The organism is Rhodococcus sp. NPDC058532, assembly GCF_042719255.1.
Taxonomy (GTDB): Bacteria; Actinomycetota; Actinomycetes; order Mycobacteriales; family Mycobacteriaceae; genus Rhodococcus_G.
Genome location: NZ_JBHXNU010000011.1, coordinates 149,968 through 165,803, shown reverse-complemented (window position 1 = coordinate 165,803; position 15,836 = coordinate 149,968). Strand labels below are relative to the sequence as shown.

The 15,836-nt window shown below is 70.6% G+C and carries 15 protein-coding genes and 1 riboswitch; of the genes, 6 read left to right on the top strand and 9 right to left on the bottom strand.

Going from position 1 to position 15,836, the window contains the following annotated elements; genetic code table 11:
• Positions 1 to 138: 138 nt before the first annotated feature.
• The 4 genes from ACFWQG_RS15065 to ACFWQG_RS15050 all read right to left on the bottom strand — a co-directional run bounded on the left by ACFWQG_RS15065 (position 139) and on the right by ACFWQG_RS15050 (position 4,490).
• Positions 139 to 1,263 carry a glycosyltransferase family 4 protein gene (locus tag ACFWQG_RS15065; RefSeq protein WP_378508426.1) on the bottom strand — a complete coding sequence of 375 codons (1,125 nt, stop codon included), beginning with the start codon at positions 1,261 to 1,263 and terminating at the stop codon, positions 139 to 141.
• A gap of 46 nt (positions 1,264 to 1,309) precedes the next feature.
• Entirely contained in the window at positions 1,310 to 2,593 is a 1,284-nt protein-coding gene (locus tag ACFWQG_RS15060; protein WP_378508425.1) for a peptidase MA family metallohydrolase, read from the bottom strand.
• 74 nt (positions 2,594 to 2,667) lie between these two features.
• Positions 2,668 to 3,711, bottom strand: coding sequence for an NlpC/P60 family protein (locus tag ACFWQG_RS15055; RefSeq protein WP_378508424.1), 1,044 nt, complete (start codon positions 3,709 to 3,711; stop codon positions 2,668 to 2,670).
• Between the two features lie 212 nt (positions 3,712 to 3,923).
• Positions 3,924 to 4,490, bottom strand: a complete 567-nt coding sequence (locus tag ACFWQG_RS15050; protein ID WP_378508423.1) for an NlpC/P60 family protein — start codon at positions 4,488 to 4,490, stop codon at positions 3,924 to 3,926.
• Positions 4,491 to 4,502: 12 nt separating this feature from the next.
• Positions 4,503 to 4,666, bottom strand: a riboswitch (cyclic di-AMP (ydaO/yuaA leader).
• Positions 4,667 to 5,124: 458 nt separating this feature from the next.
• On the opposite strand from ACFWQG_RS15050, the gene ACFWQG_RS15045 reads away from it, so the two are divergent.
• Entirely contained in the window at positions 5,125 to 6,819 is a 1,695-nt protein-coding gene (locus ACFWQG_RS15045) for a DEDD exonuclease domain-containing protein (RefSeq protein WP_378508422.1), read from the top strand.
• Between the two features lie 36 nt (positions 6,820 to 6,855).
• Positions 6,856 to 7,131, top strand: a complete 276-nt coding sequence (locus tag ACFWQG_RS15040; RefSeq protein ID WP_378508421.1) for an Lrp/AsnC family transcriptional regulator — start codon at positions 6,856 to 6,858, stop codon at positions 7,129 to 7,131.
• 42 nt (positions 7,132 to 7,173) lie between these two features.
• On the opposite strand, the gene trpD is transcribed toward ACFWQG_RS15040, so the two are convergent.
• From trpD to ACFWQG_RS15025, 3 genes are all read right to left on the bottom strand, one after another.
• Entirely contained in the window at positions 7,174 to 8,208 is a 1,035-nt protein-coding gene (trpD, locus tag ACFWQG_RS15035) for an anthranilate phosphoribosyltransferase (protein ID WP_378508420.1), read from the bottom strand.
• A gap of 85 nt (positions 8,209 to 8,293) precedes the next feature.
• Positions 8,294 to 9,391, bottom strand: coding sequence for a hypothetical protein (locus tag ACFWQG_RS15030; RefSeq protein ID WP_378508419.1), 1,098 nt, complete (start codon positions 9,389 to 9,391; stop codon positions 8,294 to 8,296).
• A gap of 108 nt (positions 9,392 to 9,499) precedes the next feature.
• Positions 9,500 to 9,952 (bottom strand): hypothetical protein, encoded by a 453-nt coding sequence (locus ACFWQG_RS15025; protein WP_378508418.1) that lies wholly within the window; start codon positions 9,950 to 9,952, stop codon positions 9,500 to 9,502.
• Positions 9,953 to 10,078: 126 nt separating this feature from the next.
• Here ACFWQG_RS15025 and ACFWQG_RS15020 point away from each other — a divergent pair, with 126 nt between their 5' ends.
• The 4 genes from ACFWQG_RS15020 (at position 10,079) to ACFWQG_RS15005 (ending at position 14,443) form a co-directional block, all read left to right on the top strand.
• A complete protein-coding gene (locus tag ACFWQG_RS15020) occupies positions 10,079 to 10,690 on the top strand; it encodes a heme-copper oxidase subunit III (protein ID WP_378508417.1) in 612 nt (203 codons plus the stop codon).
• A 62-nt stretch (positions 10,691 to 10,752) separates the two neighbouring features.
• A complete protein-coding gene (locus ACFWQG_RS15015) occupies positions 10,753 to 11,604 on the top strand; it encodes a c-type cytochrome (RefSeq protein WP_378508416.1) in 852 nt (283 codons plus the stop codon).
• Positions 11,601 to 12,743: a ubiquinol-cytochrome c reductase iron-sulfur subunit gene (locus ACFWQG_RS15010; protein ID WP_378508415.1), complete on the top strand. Its 1,143-nt coding sequence runs from the start codon at positions 11,601 to 11,603 to the stop codon at positions 12,741 to 12,743. Before ACFWQG_RS15015 ends, ACFWQG_RS15010 begins: the two co-directional genes overlap by 4 nt.
• Complete coding sequence (locus tag ACFWQG_RS15005; protein WP_378508414.1) at positions 12,740 to 14,443, top strand: cytochrome bc complex cytochrome b subunit; 1,704 nt, start codon at positions 12,740 to 12,742, stop codon at positions 14,441 to 14,443. The genes ACFWQG_RS15010 and ACFWQG_RS15005 overlap by 4 nt, the downstream gene beginning before the upstream one ends.
• A 196-nt stretch (positions 14,444 to 14,639) precedes the next feature.
• Here the strand turns inward: ACFWQG_RS15005 and ACFWQG_RS15000 are convergent, their stop codons facing one another.
• Complete coding sequence (locus tag ACFWQG_RS15000; protein WP_378508413.1) at positions 14,640 to 15,251, bottom strand: DUF1109 domain-containing protein; 612 nt, start codon at positions 15,249 to 15,251, stop codon at positions 14,640 to 14,642.
• 132 nt (positions 15,252 to 15,383) lie between these two features.
• Entirely contained in the window at positions 15,384 to 15,800 is a 417-nt protein-coding gene (locus tag ACFWQG_RS14995) for a cytochrome c oxidase subunit 4 (protein WP_378508412.1), read from the bottom strand.
• Positions 15,801 to 15,836: the final 36 nt, after the last annotated feature.

The following is a 15,836-nucleotide window of genomic DNA, read 5'->3' as shown; positions in this document are numbered from 1 at the left end:
TGTTTCTAGACAATCCAGAACGCTACTGGGAGAACGGCGTGCGCCTCATTTGGTACGGGGTTCCACCCACGGACACGTCACAAGAGCCTGATTTTTACCCCGATCGGGGTAAAAATCACGCACGGCGCCGCAAGCGACTTACAGCAGCGCGGCCAGCCTGGCCGCGAGGACATCCCAGCGCCACTGCTCGGACACCCAGGTGCGGCCGGCGACGCCCATCGCCGCTGCCCGGTCACGGTCCGAGAGGACCGCGACGATCGTGTCCGCCACCGACCGCACCGACCGGCCGTCGACGACGTGCCCGGTCTCCCCCTCCCGCACCGTCTCCGGGGCGCCACCGGAATCGCCGGCAACCACCGGGACGCCGGTCGCGGAGGCCTCCAGGAACACGATCCCGAGTCCCTCGACATCGAGTCCCGCGCCCCGGGTGCGGCAGGGCATCGCGAACACGTCGGCGATGGTGTGGTGGGCCGCGAGCTCCGCCGACGGCACCCCTCCGGTGAACACGACGTGCTCCTCGACGCCGACCGCGACCGCGAGCCTGCGCAGGGATTCGGCGTAGGGGCCGCCGCCGACGATCACCAGCACCGCACCGTCGATCGCCGCCCGGATCCGCGGCAACGCCCGGATCAGGACGTCCTGACCCTTGCGCGGCACCAGCCGGGACAGGCACAGGATGGTCGGCCGCTCGCCAAGGCCGTACCGGGCCCGCAGCTCGGCCCGCGCCGCCGGGTCCGGGCGGAAGCGGTCACTGTCCACGCCGGGCGGGACGTGCTCGAGGCCGGCGTGCGGCCCGAACGCGGCGGAGAACCGGCGCCGGGTGTACTTGCTGACATAGGTGATCGCATCGGTGGTGTCGCCGATCCGGCGCAGCGCCTGCCGTGCCCCGGGGATCATCGACCAGCCGACCTCGTGGCCGTGCGTGCTCGCGACGATCCGCTGTGCCCCCGCCCGTCGCAGGTGCGGGCCAAGCAACGCCAATGGCGCCGCCGCACCGAACCAGACGCTGTCGCAGTCGTGCGCGCGCACCAGTTTCGCGGCCCTCCGTGCCACCAGCGGGGTCGGCAGCATCAGCGTGGTGGGATGCCGGACCACCTCGAACGGCTGGGCGGCGTCGAACCTGCGGTGGCTGTCGCCGCGCCACCGCGGCGCGTACACCACCAGCTCGTTCGCGGGCAACGCGGCGGTCAGCGACTGCAGATAGGACTGGATACCACCCGGTCGCGGTGGAAAGTCGTTCGTCACCAACAGGGTTCGGCGCATCCGTCCACCGTATTCGGTACCCGAACCTGCCGCGCCGCAGGGTCGGTCACGAGATCCGCGCCGCGAGCCAGGACCCCCACTGCCCAACCAGTTCCCGGCTGTCGATTCCGAGGGTCCGTTCGATCCGCTCGTCGGCAACCGGCGCCTCGACGGGTCCCGCCGCCAGTTCCCGGTACAGCGACCGCAGCCGGTCCTCCCCGAACTGGTCCGCGATGAACGCCGCCACCGTCCACGCCGATTCGTATGCGACCGTTGCGCGTTCACCACCTGCCGCGAAGTCCGCGTCGGCGGGCAGTCGGTCCGGGGGTCCGTGCATCGCGACGGCGGCGGACACGGTCGGAGCGACCGCATGGACGTCGACACCGGAGCCGCGGTGTCCGACGTAGTCCGCAAACCCCTCCAGCATCCACATCGGCGACCCGTCGAGGGTGTCGGCCCGGGTGGCGATGTGGGTGAGTTCGTGACGCAGCACCGACCGCCGGGCCCCCTCGGTCAGGCGGTTGCCCGCGGTGGGGCTGAACACGACCCGCTGCCCGGTGACGGCACCGGAGTCCGGCGCGACCGCATCGGAGGTCGCGACGGCCGCGATGTCGGCGCCGCTGTGCTCGGTGCCGACCTGCGCGGCGAACTCGTCCTGCTCGGCGGTCACCAGCACCACCGCTCGGCGGGACCAGTTCGGACCCCACATTTCGGTGACGGCGGGCACCGCCGCCACGAGGTCGGCGGCGACCGCGTCGACCCGCTCGTCCTGCCACGGATGGCCGATGACCACCGATGTCCCGCCGTCGGTCTGCACGGTCCGGACGGTCACCGGGCCGAAATCCCAGGGCCCACGCCAGGTTCGGCGGTCGTACTCCGGGAGCGGACGGTCGGAGACGAGTTTCCACTGCTCGCCGCGCCGCGCCACCACCAACGCCACCGGCTTGCGGGTCGGCCCAAGATCGGCGCCCGCGATCGCGTAGCGCAGATACACCTGCGGCGCCCACACATCGGTGGCCTGCAGTTGCTCGGCGAGGTCGGTCGGCACCGGCGTTTCCGGGCCGCGGCCGATCTCGTACCCGAAGTCGGCCAGCGGCACCGCGGCCAGCGCGTGCATCCTCCGCACCTCGGAGGGCAGGAATTCGGGCATCGCGCCCGGGTCGAACAGCGCGGCGAGCGCGGGCTCGTCCCCGGCGCGGACGGCCGCCGACCATCGGTCCAGCAGGTCGCGGACCCCGGTGCGGCGCGCCTCCTCGAACGGGTTGGCCTGCTCCGCGGTTGGCGCCTGCTGCGATTCGACGGAGGGCTGCTGCAGCACCAGGCCGGCCGCGCCAGCGACGACGGTCAGCAACCCGGCCAGCGCCAGCGCCTCCCAGGTCCGGATCGTGCGGCGAGCCGGCCGCGGCGCGTCCCCCCGTTCGATGATCAGTACCGGCGCGCGCCGTAGAACGGGTACGCGTCGACCGGCGCCACCTTCACCGGGACGCCGAAGGTGGAGGCGTGCACGATGTTCCCGTTGCCCGTGTACATCCCCACGTGCGAGGCGTCGGAGTAGTAGAGCACCAGGTCGCCCGGCTGCAGGTTCTCCTTGCGGACGGGGGTTCCGCCCGCGGCCTGCGCCTGACTCGAGCGGGGCAGGACCTTGCCGATCTGCTTGTACGCCCACACCATCAGGCCCGAGCAGTCGTAGCCGTCGGGTCCGGTCGCGCCCCACACGTAGGGCTTGCCGACCTGGGTGAGCGCCGCCTGCACGGCACTGGAGTTCGCGCCGGGGACCAGGCCGGCGAGGACCGTCGACGGGTCGAAGCCGGGCGGGAACGCGGACCCGGCGAGGGTGTCCTTCTCCGCGCTGGTCAGATCCGCGAACGCGGCCGTGACCTGGGATATCTGGCCCTGCAGGTCGCTCTGGGTTCGCTGCAGGTCGTCGCTGATCGAGCGGGCGTGCTCGGTGGCCGTCCTCGCGTCGTCCGCGGATTGCCGGGACGACTCCTCCGCGGCGACCGCGGCGTCGCTCGCCTCGGTGAACTCGCGGACCTGCGCGGCGGTGTCCGCGGAGAGCACGCTGAGCGTCGACATCTGGTCGAGGAGCTGCTGCGGCGAGTCCGACACCATCACCGCGAACAGCCGGTTGACGCGGCCGCCCTGATAGTTGGCGACGGTGAGCCGGTCCACCGCGGGCTGGAACCGGGCCATCGTCGCCCTGGCCTCGTCGAGACGGCGCAGGTCCTGCTCGTGCCGGGCCTCGGCGTCGCGCTGCACGGACAGCTTGGAGTCGAGGTCGATCTGCGCGTTGTGCATCGCCTCGGTGGTCTGTTCGGCCTTGCGGGACAGGTCCGCGAGCCGCTCGAGCGCGGCCGTCGGGTTGTCGATCGCGGGGTCGGCCACCGCGGGCCCGGTGCCCGCCGCGACGAGAACGAGTGAAAGCAGCCCGGTTGCGATCGCGGTAGACCGCGTCCTCAGTGACGCCACGTGCCGGGTGCTCCTGTTCTTTTCTTCACCGAAAGGTCTCGGCAAGGTTACGGAACGGCCCGCCGTGATGTCCACCCCGGTGTTCCGGACATTCCGCCCGCCGGTGACCCACCCCCGCATACGCCGACGGGCCCGCCGATCCGGTGTGGATCGACGGGCCCGTCGGCGGCTGGGCCGCCACGCTTCTTCCCCGAGCGTGGCGAGCGGCGATGTCAGTAGCGGCGGGCGCCGTCCATCGGCATCGAGGCGATCGGGGCGCGCTTGACCGGGGTGCCGGAGGTGGCGGCGTGGATGACCTCACCGTTGCCCGCGTAGATCCCCGAGTGCGATCCGCCGTAGAAGGACACGACGTCACCGGGCTGCAGCGCGTTGGTGGCCACCGGCGTTCCCGCTGCCGCCTGGTCGTAGCTGGTGCGCGGCAGGTTCAGGCCCGCCTGCTTGAAGGCCCACTGGATCAGGCCGGAGCAGTCGAAGGCGTCCGGGCCTGCGGCACCCCACACGTACGGCGAGCCAATCTTGCTGGCTGCCGCCTCGACGGCCTTCTGGCCTGCGGTGAGAATGGGGGCAGGGGCGGGCGCGGGGGCGCCGGGGAGGACCGGGAGCTGCGGGAGCCCGGGGATCTCGATGGTCTGCGCGGGAACGCCGGGGATGTCGAAGGTGCCGACGCCGGGAACCGTGACGGGCTCGGCAAGGGCGGGCGCCGCGGAGGCGGTGATCGCGCCGACGGCGAGAATGCCTGCGACGGCGACGCGCCGGGCCTTGATGATCGGTGTTGCCACGAAAGGAGGGGCCTTTCTTCCATTCTGCCGCCGACCGGGTTAGCTGACGGGTTCGGGCTGGGAAGATCAGCCCTACCCGGCGGCGCGCGGCTGCGCTCCGACGGGATTCACCCCAGTGGAAACGTGGGTCCCCGATTCGATTCCCTTGCGGGCCATCGATTAGGCGGTACCTCGCGATGCTGCGCCGGTGTGGCGCGGCAAGACTCCGCAAGGTCTCAACGAGATTACGAAAGGCCCCCGCCGCTGTCGATTCGACCGGGCGAGCAAACCGGACAATTGTCGCGTTTCGCCCACCAACCGACCGTCCGGCCCGATCTTGATCACAAACCGATAACGACCACCTGGTCTGTGTTCACCCGCCGCCTGCCGCGGACCCGGCGACGACGCCCGTCACCCGCACCAGCACGGTTCGTTCGTCCAGTTCAGTACCCTGCGGGCGATCACAACCGACCACTCGGTCGGCGCGGGGCCGCCCGCCGCATGGAGCCCGCAACCCGGTAGCGACATCCGCCGGGCGGGACGGCGGCGCCGACCCGACGCCGACGGCAAATCCGGATCCGTGTGACGCTCGTCTCAACACGGCCGGAACGGCGTGTCGGCGGGCCTGTCGGTGCCGCCGCCTAGCCTCGGCCAGGTGAGTTCCCGTGACGCCGCACACCAGCTGACGTTCGACGAGCTGGACACCCCGCTGCGGGACACCACCTTCGTCGTCGTCGACCTCGAGACCACCGGCAGCAGCGCAGGCGAGGACGCCATCACCGAGATCGGCGCGGTCAAGATCCGCGGCGGTGAGGTGATCGGCGAACTCGGCACCCTCGTCGACCCCGGTCGCACCGTGCCCCCGTACATCGTCCAGCTCACCGGCATCACCTCCGCGATGCTCGTCGACGCCCCGCGCATCGAGCGGGCGCTGCCCAGCTTCCTCGAGTTCGCCCGCGGCGCCGTCCTCGTCGCCCACAACGCACCGTTCGACGTCGGATTCCTGAAGGCCGCGGCGTCGCGGCTCGACCTCGCCTGGCCGCCGTTCCAGGTGCTGTGCACGGTCAAGCTCGCCCGCCGGGTGCTGTCCAGGGAGGAGGCGCCGTCGGTGAAGCTGTCCGCCCTTGCCGACCTGTTCCAGGTCACCACCCGACCCACGCACCGGGCCCTCGACGACGCCCGCGCCACCGTCGACGTTCTGCACGCCCTGATCGAGCGGGTCGGCAACCTCGGCGTGCACAGCTATCCCGAGCTCGTCGATTACCTGCCCAACGTGTCGGCGGCCCAACGGGGCAAGCGGGGGCTCGCCGCGCACCTGCCCCGCACCCCCGGCGTCTATCTGTTCCGCGGCCCCTCCGACGAGGTCCTCTACGTCGGCACCGCCGTGAACCTGCAGCGCCGGGTCCGCGGCTACTTCACCGGATCCGAGACCCGTGCCCGGATGAAGGAGATGGTGGCCCTCGCCACCCGCGTCGACCACGTCGAGTGCGCGCACGGGCTTGAGGCCGCGGTGCGCGAACTGCGCCTGCTCGCCGCGCACGCCCCGCCCTACAACCGCCGCTCGAAGTTCCCGAAACGCGCGTGGTGGATCACCATGACCGAGGAACCGTTTCCCCGGTTCTCGATCACGCGGACGCCGCGACCCGACGCCCTCGGCCCGTTCACGAGCCGCACCGACGCCGCCGACGTGGCAGCCACGATCGCCGAAGCATGCCGAATCCGCAGCTGCACCAAAAAGATTCGACCCGATCAGCTGCACGGGGCGGACTGCCCGGACGCGGCGGTCGGCGGCTGCCCGGCCGGCGGGGAGCCGCAGGACCCGGCCGGGTACGGCGCGGCCGTCGACGCCGCCCGCGCCCTCATCCGCGGCGCCGACGACACCGCCCTGCACCGGCTGCGCGCCCGGATCGACCACCTCGCGACCACCGAACTGTTCGAGAGCGCCGCCCGGCAGCGGGACCGCACCGCCGCCCTCGGCACGGCGCTGCGCCGCTGCCAACGGCTCGCCGCGGTCGCCGCCGTCGACGAACTGATCGCGGCCCGCCCCCGCGACGGCGGCGGCTGGGAGTTCGCGGTGATCCGCAGCGGCAGGCTCGCCTCCGCGGGTGTCGCGCAGCGGGGCGTCCCGCCGATGCCGGTGGTGGACGCCCTGACGCTGTCCGCGGAGGCGGTGCTGCCCGACCCGTCGCCGCTGCGTGGCGCGACGGCAGGGGAGGTCGGGTTGATCGCGTCCTGGCTCGACGGCCCCGGCGTTCGGATCGTCCGCACCAGCCACGGGTACGCCGAACCCGCGCACGGTGCAGGCGCGTGGCAGCAGTGGTGCGCGCTCGCGCGGGGCGCGGCGTCCTAGGCTGAGGACCACCCACCCCTGTTAGTAAGGAGCGAGATGATCAACGCCATCGTCCTCATTCACGCCGAGGCGAACCGCATCCCCGAGACCGCGCAGGCCGTCGCCGACATCACCGGGGTGTCCGAGGTGTACTCGTGCGCGGGCGACGTCGATCTGATCGCGATCGTCAAGGTCCGCGACCACGAGCAGATCGCCGATGTGGTGACGGGCTCGATCAACAAGGTGGACGGGGTGCTGCGCACCACCACCCACATCGCGTTCCGTTCCTATGCGAGCGCGGACGTCGAGGCCGCCTTCTCCATCGGCGAGTGACACCGGCCTGCGCCGCCGCCGCGCCTCGGCGCGGGCTGGCGGTCAGCCGGCGAGGCGGGTACTGACCGCGACCCAGCGGTCCAGCAACGCCGCGGCGGCGCCGCTGTCGATGACCTCGACGGCCCTGCCCATCCCCGCACGCAGGGCCTCGGTCAGGTCGCCGCCCAGGCCGCGATGGGCGGCGATCGCGGCACCCGCATTGAGCACGACAGCGTCGTGCACGGCGCCGCGGTCACCGGCAAGGACCGCCCGCGCGATCACCGCGTTCGCCTCGGCGTCCCCACCCCGCAGGGCGTCCAGCGGCACCCGGGCCACCCCGACCGCGGTCGGATCGATCCGGTCCTCGCGCACCTTCCCACCCTCGACGACGAACACGGTGCTGGTGGTCGAGGTGGTGATCTCGTCCAGTCCGTCGTCGCCGCGGACCACCAGCGCCGTCACCCCGCGCTCGGCGAGCACGCCGGCGACCACCGGCTGCAGGTCCGCGAACGCGCACCCGATCAGGCCGGCGCGGGGGCGGGCCGGGTTGGTCAACGGTCCGAGCACGTTAAACACCGTCGGGATGCCGATCTCCTTGCGGGGACCGGACGTGAACCGGAACGCCGGATGGAACGTCGGCGCGAAGCAGAAGCCGATCCCCACCTCACGCACGCACGCCGCGACCGCGGCCGGGTCCAGGCTGATCCGGACACCGAGCGCCTCGAGCACGTCCGCACCGCCGCTCTTCGACGACGCGGCCCGGTTGCCGTGCTTGACGACCCGCACCCCGGCCGCCGCGACCACCACCGACGCCATCGTCGAGATGTTCACGGTGTGCTGCCGGTCGCCGCCGGTACCGACGATGTCGACGGCATCGGAATCGACGTCGAGGGGACGGGCGTGCGCGAGCATCGCATCCGCGATCCCCCGCACCTCGGACGGCGTGGGGCCCTTCATCTTCAGCGCGATGCCGAACGCCGCGATCTGGGCGGAGGTGGCGTTGTCGGACATGATCTCGCCCATCGCCCACGAGGCGGTGGCCGCATCGAGATCGCGTCCGTCCGTCAGAGCGCCGAGCACCTCGGGCCACGTCCCCATTCCAACCGCCTCTTCGTCGTCGCTGTGATCCGGGGTGCAGCTTATGACGTCGTCCCGGCAGGGAACGACCGGCGGTGGCCGGTGGTCACCCGACCGCGGCGACGACCCGGGTCGCCAGGTCGTGCACCCGCTCGCACGGGTCGAACGGGATCGGCCCGCTCGCCTCGGCGGCGGCGTCGAGCTTCTTGGGGTGGACCTCGACGTCGATCAGGTGCCCGTTCCACTCCCCGGCCGGCTCCGACGGCCGGTAGGTGAGGTTCACCCCGCAGTACCGGGGCCGCTCCCATTGGCCCGGATCGGGGACGCCGTCGGACGACTCGATCCCGGTCAGGCCTGCCAGCGTGATCGGCCGCGCGCCGTCGTACAGCGCCTGCTCTGGGTTGAGGCTGAACAGCACCTCGACCTCCACCCGATACGCCTCGCCGTCCCTGGTGAGGCCGTATCCGCACTGGCCGACGCCGACCGTCGGCCGGTGGACGGTCCAGTCCGGGAAACTCGCGCGCACCAGGTCCTCAAGGCACGGGTCCTTTCCGATCAGGGAGCGGCCCTCGACCGGGACCGCTCGCGGCGGCAGCGCCACGATCCGGTCGATGATCCGGGCCAGGTAGTCGCTGGCCGCCGCGCAGCGGTCCGGCCACTCGCCGATCGCCTTGCCGTCGGACCCGACCCGGCGCACGCGCAGCGTCGCGTAGCGGCCGAAGGCGTCACCGTCGTCCACCTGCGGCAGGTGATACCAGCAGGTGTCCCGAGAGATGTCGTCGTCGGGGCCGGGATCGCGGTAGACGGTGTGCCCGCCGACGGTTTCCGCGTTCGCCTCGATGTCGGCCCGCGCCCGCGCGCTGCCCATCGTCAGCTCGAACACGTGGATCGGGCCCTGACCGTCGCCGACCACGAGGGTGCATCCGGACAGCCCCGGGCCGGTGTTCACGGCGGTCCGGGTGCCCCACCGCTCGGCGTACCCGCGATCGTGGATCGCGCAGCTGTCGGTGCCGCGGATCCGCGCCATCAGGTCGACCAGCGCGCCCGACGAGCCCCCCTCCGCGGCTTCCGAGGACCCGCCAGCGGCCGGATCCGGCGCGGCCGCGGCGTCGCTCGCCGGGATCGGGGTGCCCTCGAGTTGGGCGCATCCCGACACCCCGAGGCACAGCGCCACCGCAAGACCGACCGATACGACACCACGCAACACCCGCAACCCCCATGTGATCCCCCGGCACGGCGCGCCCTCCCCGGGACCGTCGTGCGTTTCGCCGCGGCAGAGTATCGGACGCCCCGGTGCCGGGCCGGCCTCGGGTCAGCCGGCGTCCCCGCCGACCGGTTGCAGCGCGTCCCATCCGACCGCCGTGCCCCCCGCCCGCTGCGCGAGCCCCGCCATCCGCGACTTCTCCTGCGCACAGTGCAGTGCGTCGAGGGCCTGGGTGCGCACCAGGGTCAGGGCGACGAGTTCGTCGCCGGGGGCCGCCTCCGGTGCGTCTACTGGCCGCACGGCGACGGTGTAGCCGTCCTGCGCGGCGAGCTCCGCGGCGCCGGCCACGGCGCGGGCGGGCAGCCGCAGGTGATGCCGCAGGACCGCCTCGTCCTCGGCCACCCACGCCGGGGTCGTCGCGGCCCCACGCTCGAGCGCGGCGCTGCACGATTCGGTGTCGTCGAAGCTCGCCGCGACCACCACCAGATCGGTGCGGTCCCGGTCCAGCGGCACCGTTCCTCCCCTGCCGAAAAGTGTCCGCCACCAACGTGCCCGCGCCATGTGACCACTCTCCCACGAGCGCCCACCTGCACAATCGCGGGCTGGGGCATACTGAAATTCGGGCACGACGCGCCAAGAACGGACCCGGGTGGTCCCGTCGTACGACAAGGCGTCATACTTCCTTCTGTGACGAGCGCAGTAGGGACCCAAGGATCCGCAATCACCCAGCGCGTGCACTCGCTGAACCGGCCGAACATGGTCAGCGTCGGCACCATTGTCTGGCTGTCCAGTGAGTTGATGTTCTTCGCTGGTTTGTTCGCGATGTATTTTGTCGCGCGCGCGCAGGCGAACGGCAACTGGCCGCCGGAGCCCACGGAGTTGAACCTGGCACTCGCCGTGCCGGTCACCGCGGTGCTCGTGGCGTCGTCGTTCACCTGCCAGATGGGCGTTTTCGCCGCCGAGCGCGGCGACGTCTTCGGCCTGCGCCGGTGGTACATCCTGACCCTGGCCATGGGCACGTTCTTCGTGCTCGGACAGGCATACGAGTACCTCCACCTGGTGCAGCACGGCACCACCTTCTCGAGCAGCGCCTACGGGTCGGTCTTCTACATCACGACCGGCTTCCACGGCCTGCACGTCATCGGTGGCCTCGTCGCTTTCGTCTTCTTGATCGTGCGAACCAAGGTCAGCAAGTTCACTCCCGCGCAGGCGACGGCTGCGATCGTCGTCTCGTACTACTGGCACTTCGTCGACATCGTGTGGATCGGCCTGTTCGCCACCATCTATTTCATCCGTTAGAAGCTGAACGCAGTACCCAGCCCAGTCCGTTCAGTCCGTCCCGCGAGACCAAAGGGATACAGATGAGTTCATCCCCCCCTTCACCAGCCGCCGACAGCGCGACTGCCACGAAAGCCCGTCGTCAGCGCAAGTTCCGTCGCCGCGTCACCGGCGCCCTGATCCTGATGATGGGACTCGTCGGCGCCGGCTTCCTCGCCTCGGCCCTGACGCCTGCGCCGCAGGTCGCGACCGCGTCCGAGGACCAGTCCGCGCTGATCCGTGAGGGCAAGCAGCTGTACGACACCTCGTGTGTCACCTGCCACGGCGCGAACCTGCAGGGTGTGCAGGACCGCGGCCCCAGCCTGATCGGTGTCGGTGAGGCCGCCGTGTACTTCCAGGTCTCGTCGGGCCGCATGCCCGCGATGCGCAACGAGGCCCAGGCCCTGCGCAAGCCGCCGAAGTTCGATGCGCGGCAGACCGACGCGATCGGTGCCTACATCCAGGCCAACGGCGGCGGCCCGACCGTGGTGCGGGACGAGAACGGCGAGGTGGCGACCACCTCGCTGCGCGGCAACGACATCGCCCGCGGCAGCGAGCTGTTCCGCCTGAACTGCGCCTCCTGCCACAACTTCACCGGCCGCGGCGGCGCGCTGTCCTCCGGTAAGTTCGCTCCCCCGCTCGACCCGGCCAGCGAGCAGCAGATCTACCAGGCCATGGCCACCGGCCCGCAGAACATGCCCAAGTTCTCGGATCGTCAGCTCAGCCCGGACGAGAAGCGCGACATCATCGCCTTCATCAAGTCCGCAGGCGAGACGAAGAACCCCGGCGGCTACGGCCTCGGTGGCTTCGGTCCGGCGTCCGAGGGCATGGCCATGTGGGCCATCGGAATCGTTGCCGTTGTCGGCGCAGCACTGTGGATCGGAGCAAGGTCATGAGCGACGCCGGTCACGGCGATACGCCGAAGAAGGACTACACCCCGGAGGAGCTCGACGCGATGAGTCGCGACGAACTCGTCACCCTGGGCACCAACCTGGACGGGGTCGACGTCGCGTTCCGGCGCGAGCGTTGGACGGTCGAGGGCACCAAGGCCGAGAAGCGCGCCGAGCGCGCCGTCGCCTACTGGTTCGCGCTCGCCGGCATCTCCGCGATCGCGTTCATCGCGATCTACCTCTTCTGGCCCTGGGAGTACAAGGGCATGGGTGAAGAGGGCTACGACATGTACAGCCTCTACACCCCGCTGATCGGCCTGACGATGGGTCTGGCGATCCTCGGCCTCGGTGTCGGTGCCGTGCTGTTCACCAAGAAGTTCATCCCCGAAGAGGTCTCCATCCAGGACCGGCACGACCAGGGCGGTTCCGCCGAGGTCGACCGTCGGACCATCGTCGCCCAGCTCGGCGACTCGCTGGAGACGTCGACGCTGGGTCGCCGCAAGCTGATCAAGCGGTCCCTCGGCTTCGGTGCTGGCGCGCTCGGCGTCATGGCGATCATGCCGCTCGGTGGCCTGATCAAGAACCCGTGGGCCAAGGGCGACAAGTCGGACCTGTGGACCTCGGGTTGGACCCCGACGTTCCCCGGCGAGACCATCTACCTGCGCCGCTACACCGGCCGCCCGCACGACATCGTGCTGGTGCGCCCGGAGGACCTCGACGCGGGCGCGATGGAGACGGTGTTCCCGTTCCGTGAGTCCGAGCGTGGCAACGAGAAGGCCCTCGCGCACGCGCTCAAGCGGGCCGACAACCCGGTCATGCTGATTCGCCTGCGGACCGAGGACAGCGACCGCGCGGTCCGCCGCAAGGGCCAGGAGAGCTTCAACTTCGGCGACTACTGGGCGTACTCGAAGCTGTGCACCCACCTGGGCTGCCCGACCTCGCTGTACGAGCAGCAGACCAACCGGATCCTGTGCCCGTGCCACCAGTCGCAGTTCGACGCCCTGCACTTCGGTAAGCCGATCTTCGGTCCCGCCGCTCGCGCCCTCCCCCAGTTGCCGATTACAGTCAACGAAGAGGGCTTCCTCGTCGCCAACGGTGACTTCGTCGAGGCCCTCGGCCCCGGATTTTGGGAGCGTCGTTCATGACAACCATCACTGGCGGCCAGTCGAAGGCCGCAGCGCACGCCGCGAAGGCGGGCGAGAACCTGGATTCGCGGTACCACCTCGCGGCGGGCATGCGCAAGCAGATCAACAAGGTCTTCCCGACCCACTGGTCCTTCATGCTCGGCGAGATCGCGCTGTACAGCTTCATCATCCTGCTGATCTCGGGTGTGTACCTCACCCTGTTCTTCGACCCGTCGATGGCGGAGGTCGTCTACAACGGCGCCTACCAGCCGCTGCGCGGCGTCGAGATGTCGAAGGCATACGCGACCACCCTGAACATCTCGTTCGAGGTGCGCGGTGGCCTGTTCGTCCGGCAGATCCACCACTGGGCCGCGCTGATGTTCGCCGCGTCGATCATCATCCACCTGCTGCGCATCTTCTTCACCGGTGCGTTCCGTCGCCCGCGTGAGGCGAACTGGGTGATCGGCTCGCTGCTGCTGATCCTGGCGATGTTCGAGGGCTTCTTCGGCTACTCCCTGCCCGACGACCTGCTGTCCGGCACCGGCCTCCGCGCCGCCCTGTCCGGCATCACGCTCTCGGTTCCGATCGTCGGCAGCTGGCTGCAGTTCCTGATCTTCGACGGCGACTTCCCTGGCACGCTGATCATCCCGCGCCTGTACGTCGCGCACGTGCTGCTGGTTCCCGGCATCATCCTGGCCCTGATCGGCGCCCACCTGGCGCTGGTCTGGTACCAGAAGCACACCCAGTTCCCGGGCACCGGCCGCACCGAGGACAACGTCGTCGGCGTCCGGATCCTCCCGGTGTTCGCCCTCAAGGGTGGCGCGTTCTTCGCCTTCACCTTCGGCATCCTCGCCGTCATGGGTGGCGTGCTGCAGATCAACCCGATCTGGAACATCGGCCCGTACAACGCGTCGCAGGTGTCCGCGGGCTCGCAGCCCGACATCTACATGATGTGGACGGACGGCATGGCTCGACTGTGGCCGGCGTGGGAGATCTATCCGTTCGGGGGCCGCTACACGGTGCCCGCGGTGTTCGCGGTCGCGCTGATCATGGGCCTGGTGTTCACGGCACTGATCGCCTACCCGTGGATCGAGAAGAAGTTCACCAAGGACGATGCGCACCACAACCTGCTGCAGCGTCCGCGTGACGTCCCGGTCCGCACCGGCATCGGCGCGATGGCCATCGTCTTCTACGTGATCCTCACGCTGATGTGCATCAACGACATCATCGCGTTCAAGTTCGACATCTCGCTGAACGCGACGACGTGGATGGGCCGCATCGGCCTGGTGCTGCTGCCGCCGATCGTCTACTTCATCACCTACCGGTTCTGCATCGGGCTGCAGCGCAGCGACCGCGCGGTGCTCGAGCACGGCATCGAGACCGGCGTGATCAAGCGCCTGCCGCACGGTGAGTACGTCGAGGTGCACCAGCCGCTCGGCCCCGTGGATGACCACGGCCACCCGATCCCGCTGGCGTACCAGGGCGCGGCGATCCCGAAGAAGATGAACAAGCTCGGCTCCGCGGGCAAGCCCGGCCTGGGCAGCCTGATGGTCGCGGACCCGGCCGACGAGGCGGCCGCACTGGTTGCCGCCGAGCACGAGAAGGAGCACGAGCAGCTCGCGATCCTCAAGGCGTACCAGGACAAGGCGCACGGCGTCGAGTCCGAGGCGCCCAGCGGCTCGCACGCCATCGACTCCTCCGACGGCGACGCCAAGCACTGACTCCGGTCACGCTCGCACACGGGGAAGGCCCCGAACCCGCACAGGGTTCGGGGCCTTCCCCGTTTCTGGTCAACGGATACGGGTCGCGTGAGGTGGAGGTGACCCCCCCTGCCGCTGAGCGTCGCCATACCGGTGACGCTCGCACTGCCCACGCCGCAGTCTCGGCCCACCCCGCGGTCTCGGCGCTGGCCGCGGCTCAGTCCCGCCACACCTCGGTGTAGCTGTACCAGCCGCCGCCGAGGTCGGTGGCGGTGAGGTCGACATCTCCCGCGGGTGCACCGTCCGGCGCATACGCCCAGCCGGAGGTCACCGTCAGGAACGTCGCATCGTCATCAACGAAGAACACCGCGCCGTCCCGCCCGACGAAGACCCGCGACAACTCGAGGCCACCGATCCGCACATCCTCCGCCCGATGCTCCGGATCGTCGGGCATCGCGGCCACGTAGGCGTCGAGGTCCGCCCGCGCCGACTCGAAGTCGGCCACCGGCAGCACCGACAGGAGCAGCCCACCCGCGAGCACCGCCGCGGGGGCGGCCAGGATCCACCGGGACCACCGCCGGTCCCGGCCCACCACATACAGGGTCTTGATCGCCCACACCAGCCCTGTCACGAGCAGCACCAGCAGGATGGGTGCGCCGAAGAAGAACCGGTCCGCGTCGGTCAGGTTCCGGGTCCCCGGCCACCAGTCCGCCAGCAGGACCGTCAGCGCGGCGACCGCGGCGACGGTGACCGCGAGGACGACGGGTCCGGGTGGTGAGGCGAGCGGGTCCCGCTCCGTCCCGATCCGCGCCGCCCGTGCCCGGTCCATCGCCACTCCCCCTCGCCGCGCGCCCCCGAGTCCGGGGGCGATCGTGTGCCGCCAGCGTAGGGCAGGGACGCCGAAACGCCGCGGGCGCCACACCCGGTGGGGTGTGGCGCCCGCGGCGCTGGTTCGTTGGGGTCAGTGCTTCTCCGGCCCGATGTGGTACTCGAAGACCAGGCCCGCCGCGCAGGCGAGCACAACGACGACGCTGACCACGATCAGCCACGGCTGGAAGAAGGCGAGGGAGACCGCGCTCAGTGCGGCACCGCCCGCGAGGAGGATCGGCCAGAAGCTGCCCGGGCTGAAGAAGCCCAGATCGCCGGCGCCGTCCGAGATCTCCGCCTCCTCGTAGTCCTCCGGACGGGTGTCGAGGCGACGGGCCACGAACCGGAAGTAGGTGCCAATGATCAGGCTCAGCCCGGCGGTCAGGACGAGGGCGGTGGTGCCCGCCCACTCGACACCGGTCCGCGACATGGCGGTGAAGATGCCGTACACGATTGCGATGAAGACGAAAAACACCGTCAACATCTCGAAGAGCTTGGCTTCGATCTTCATATCAGCTCGTCCTTCAGCAGGTTGCTAGGTCGTCGT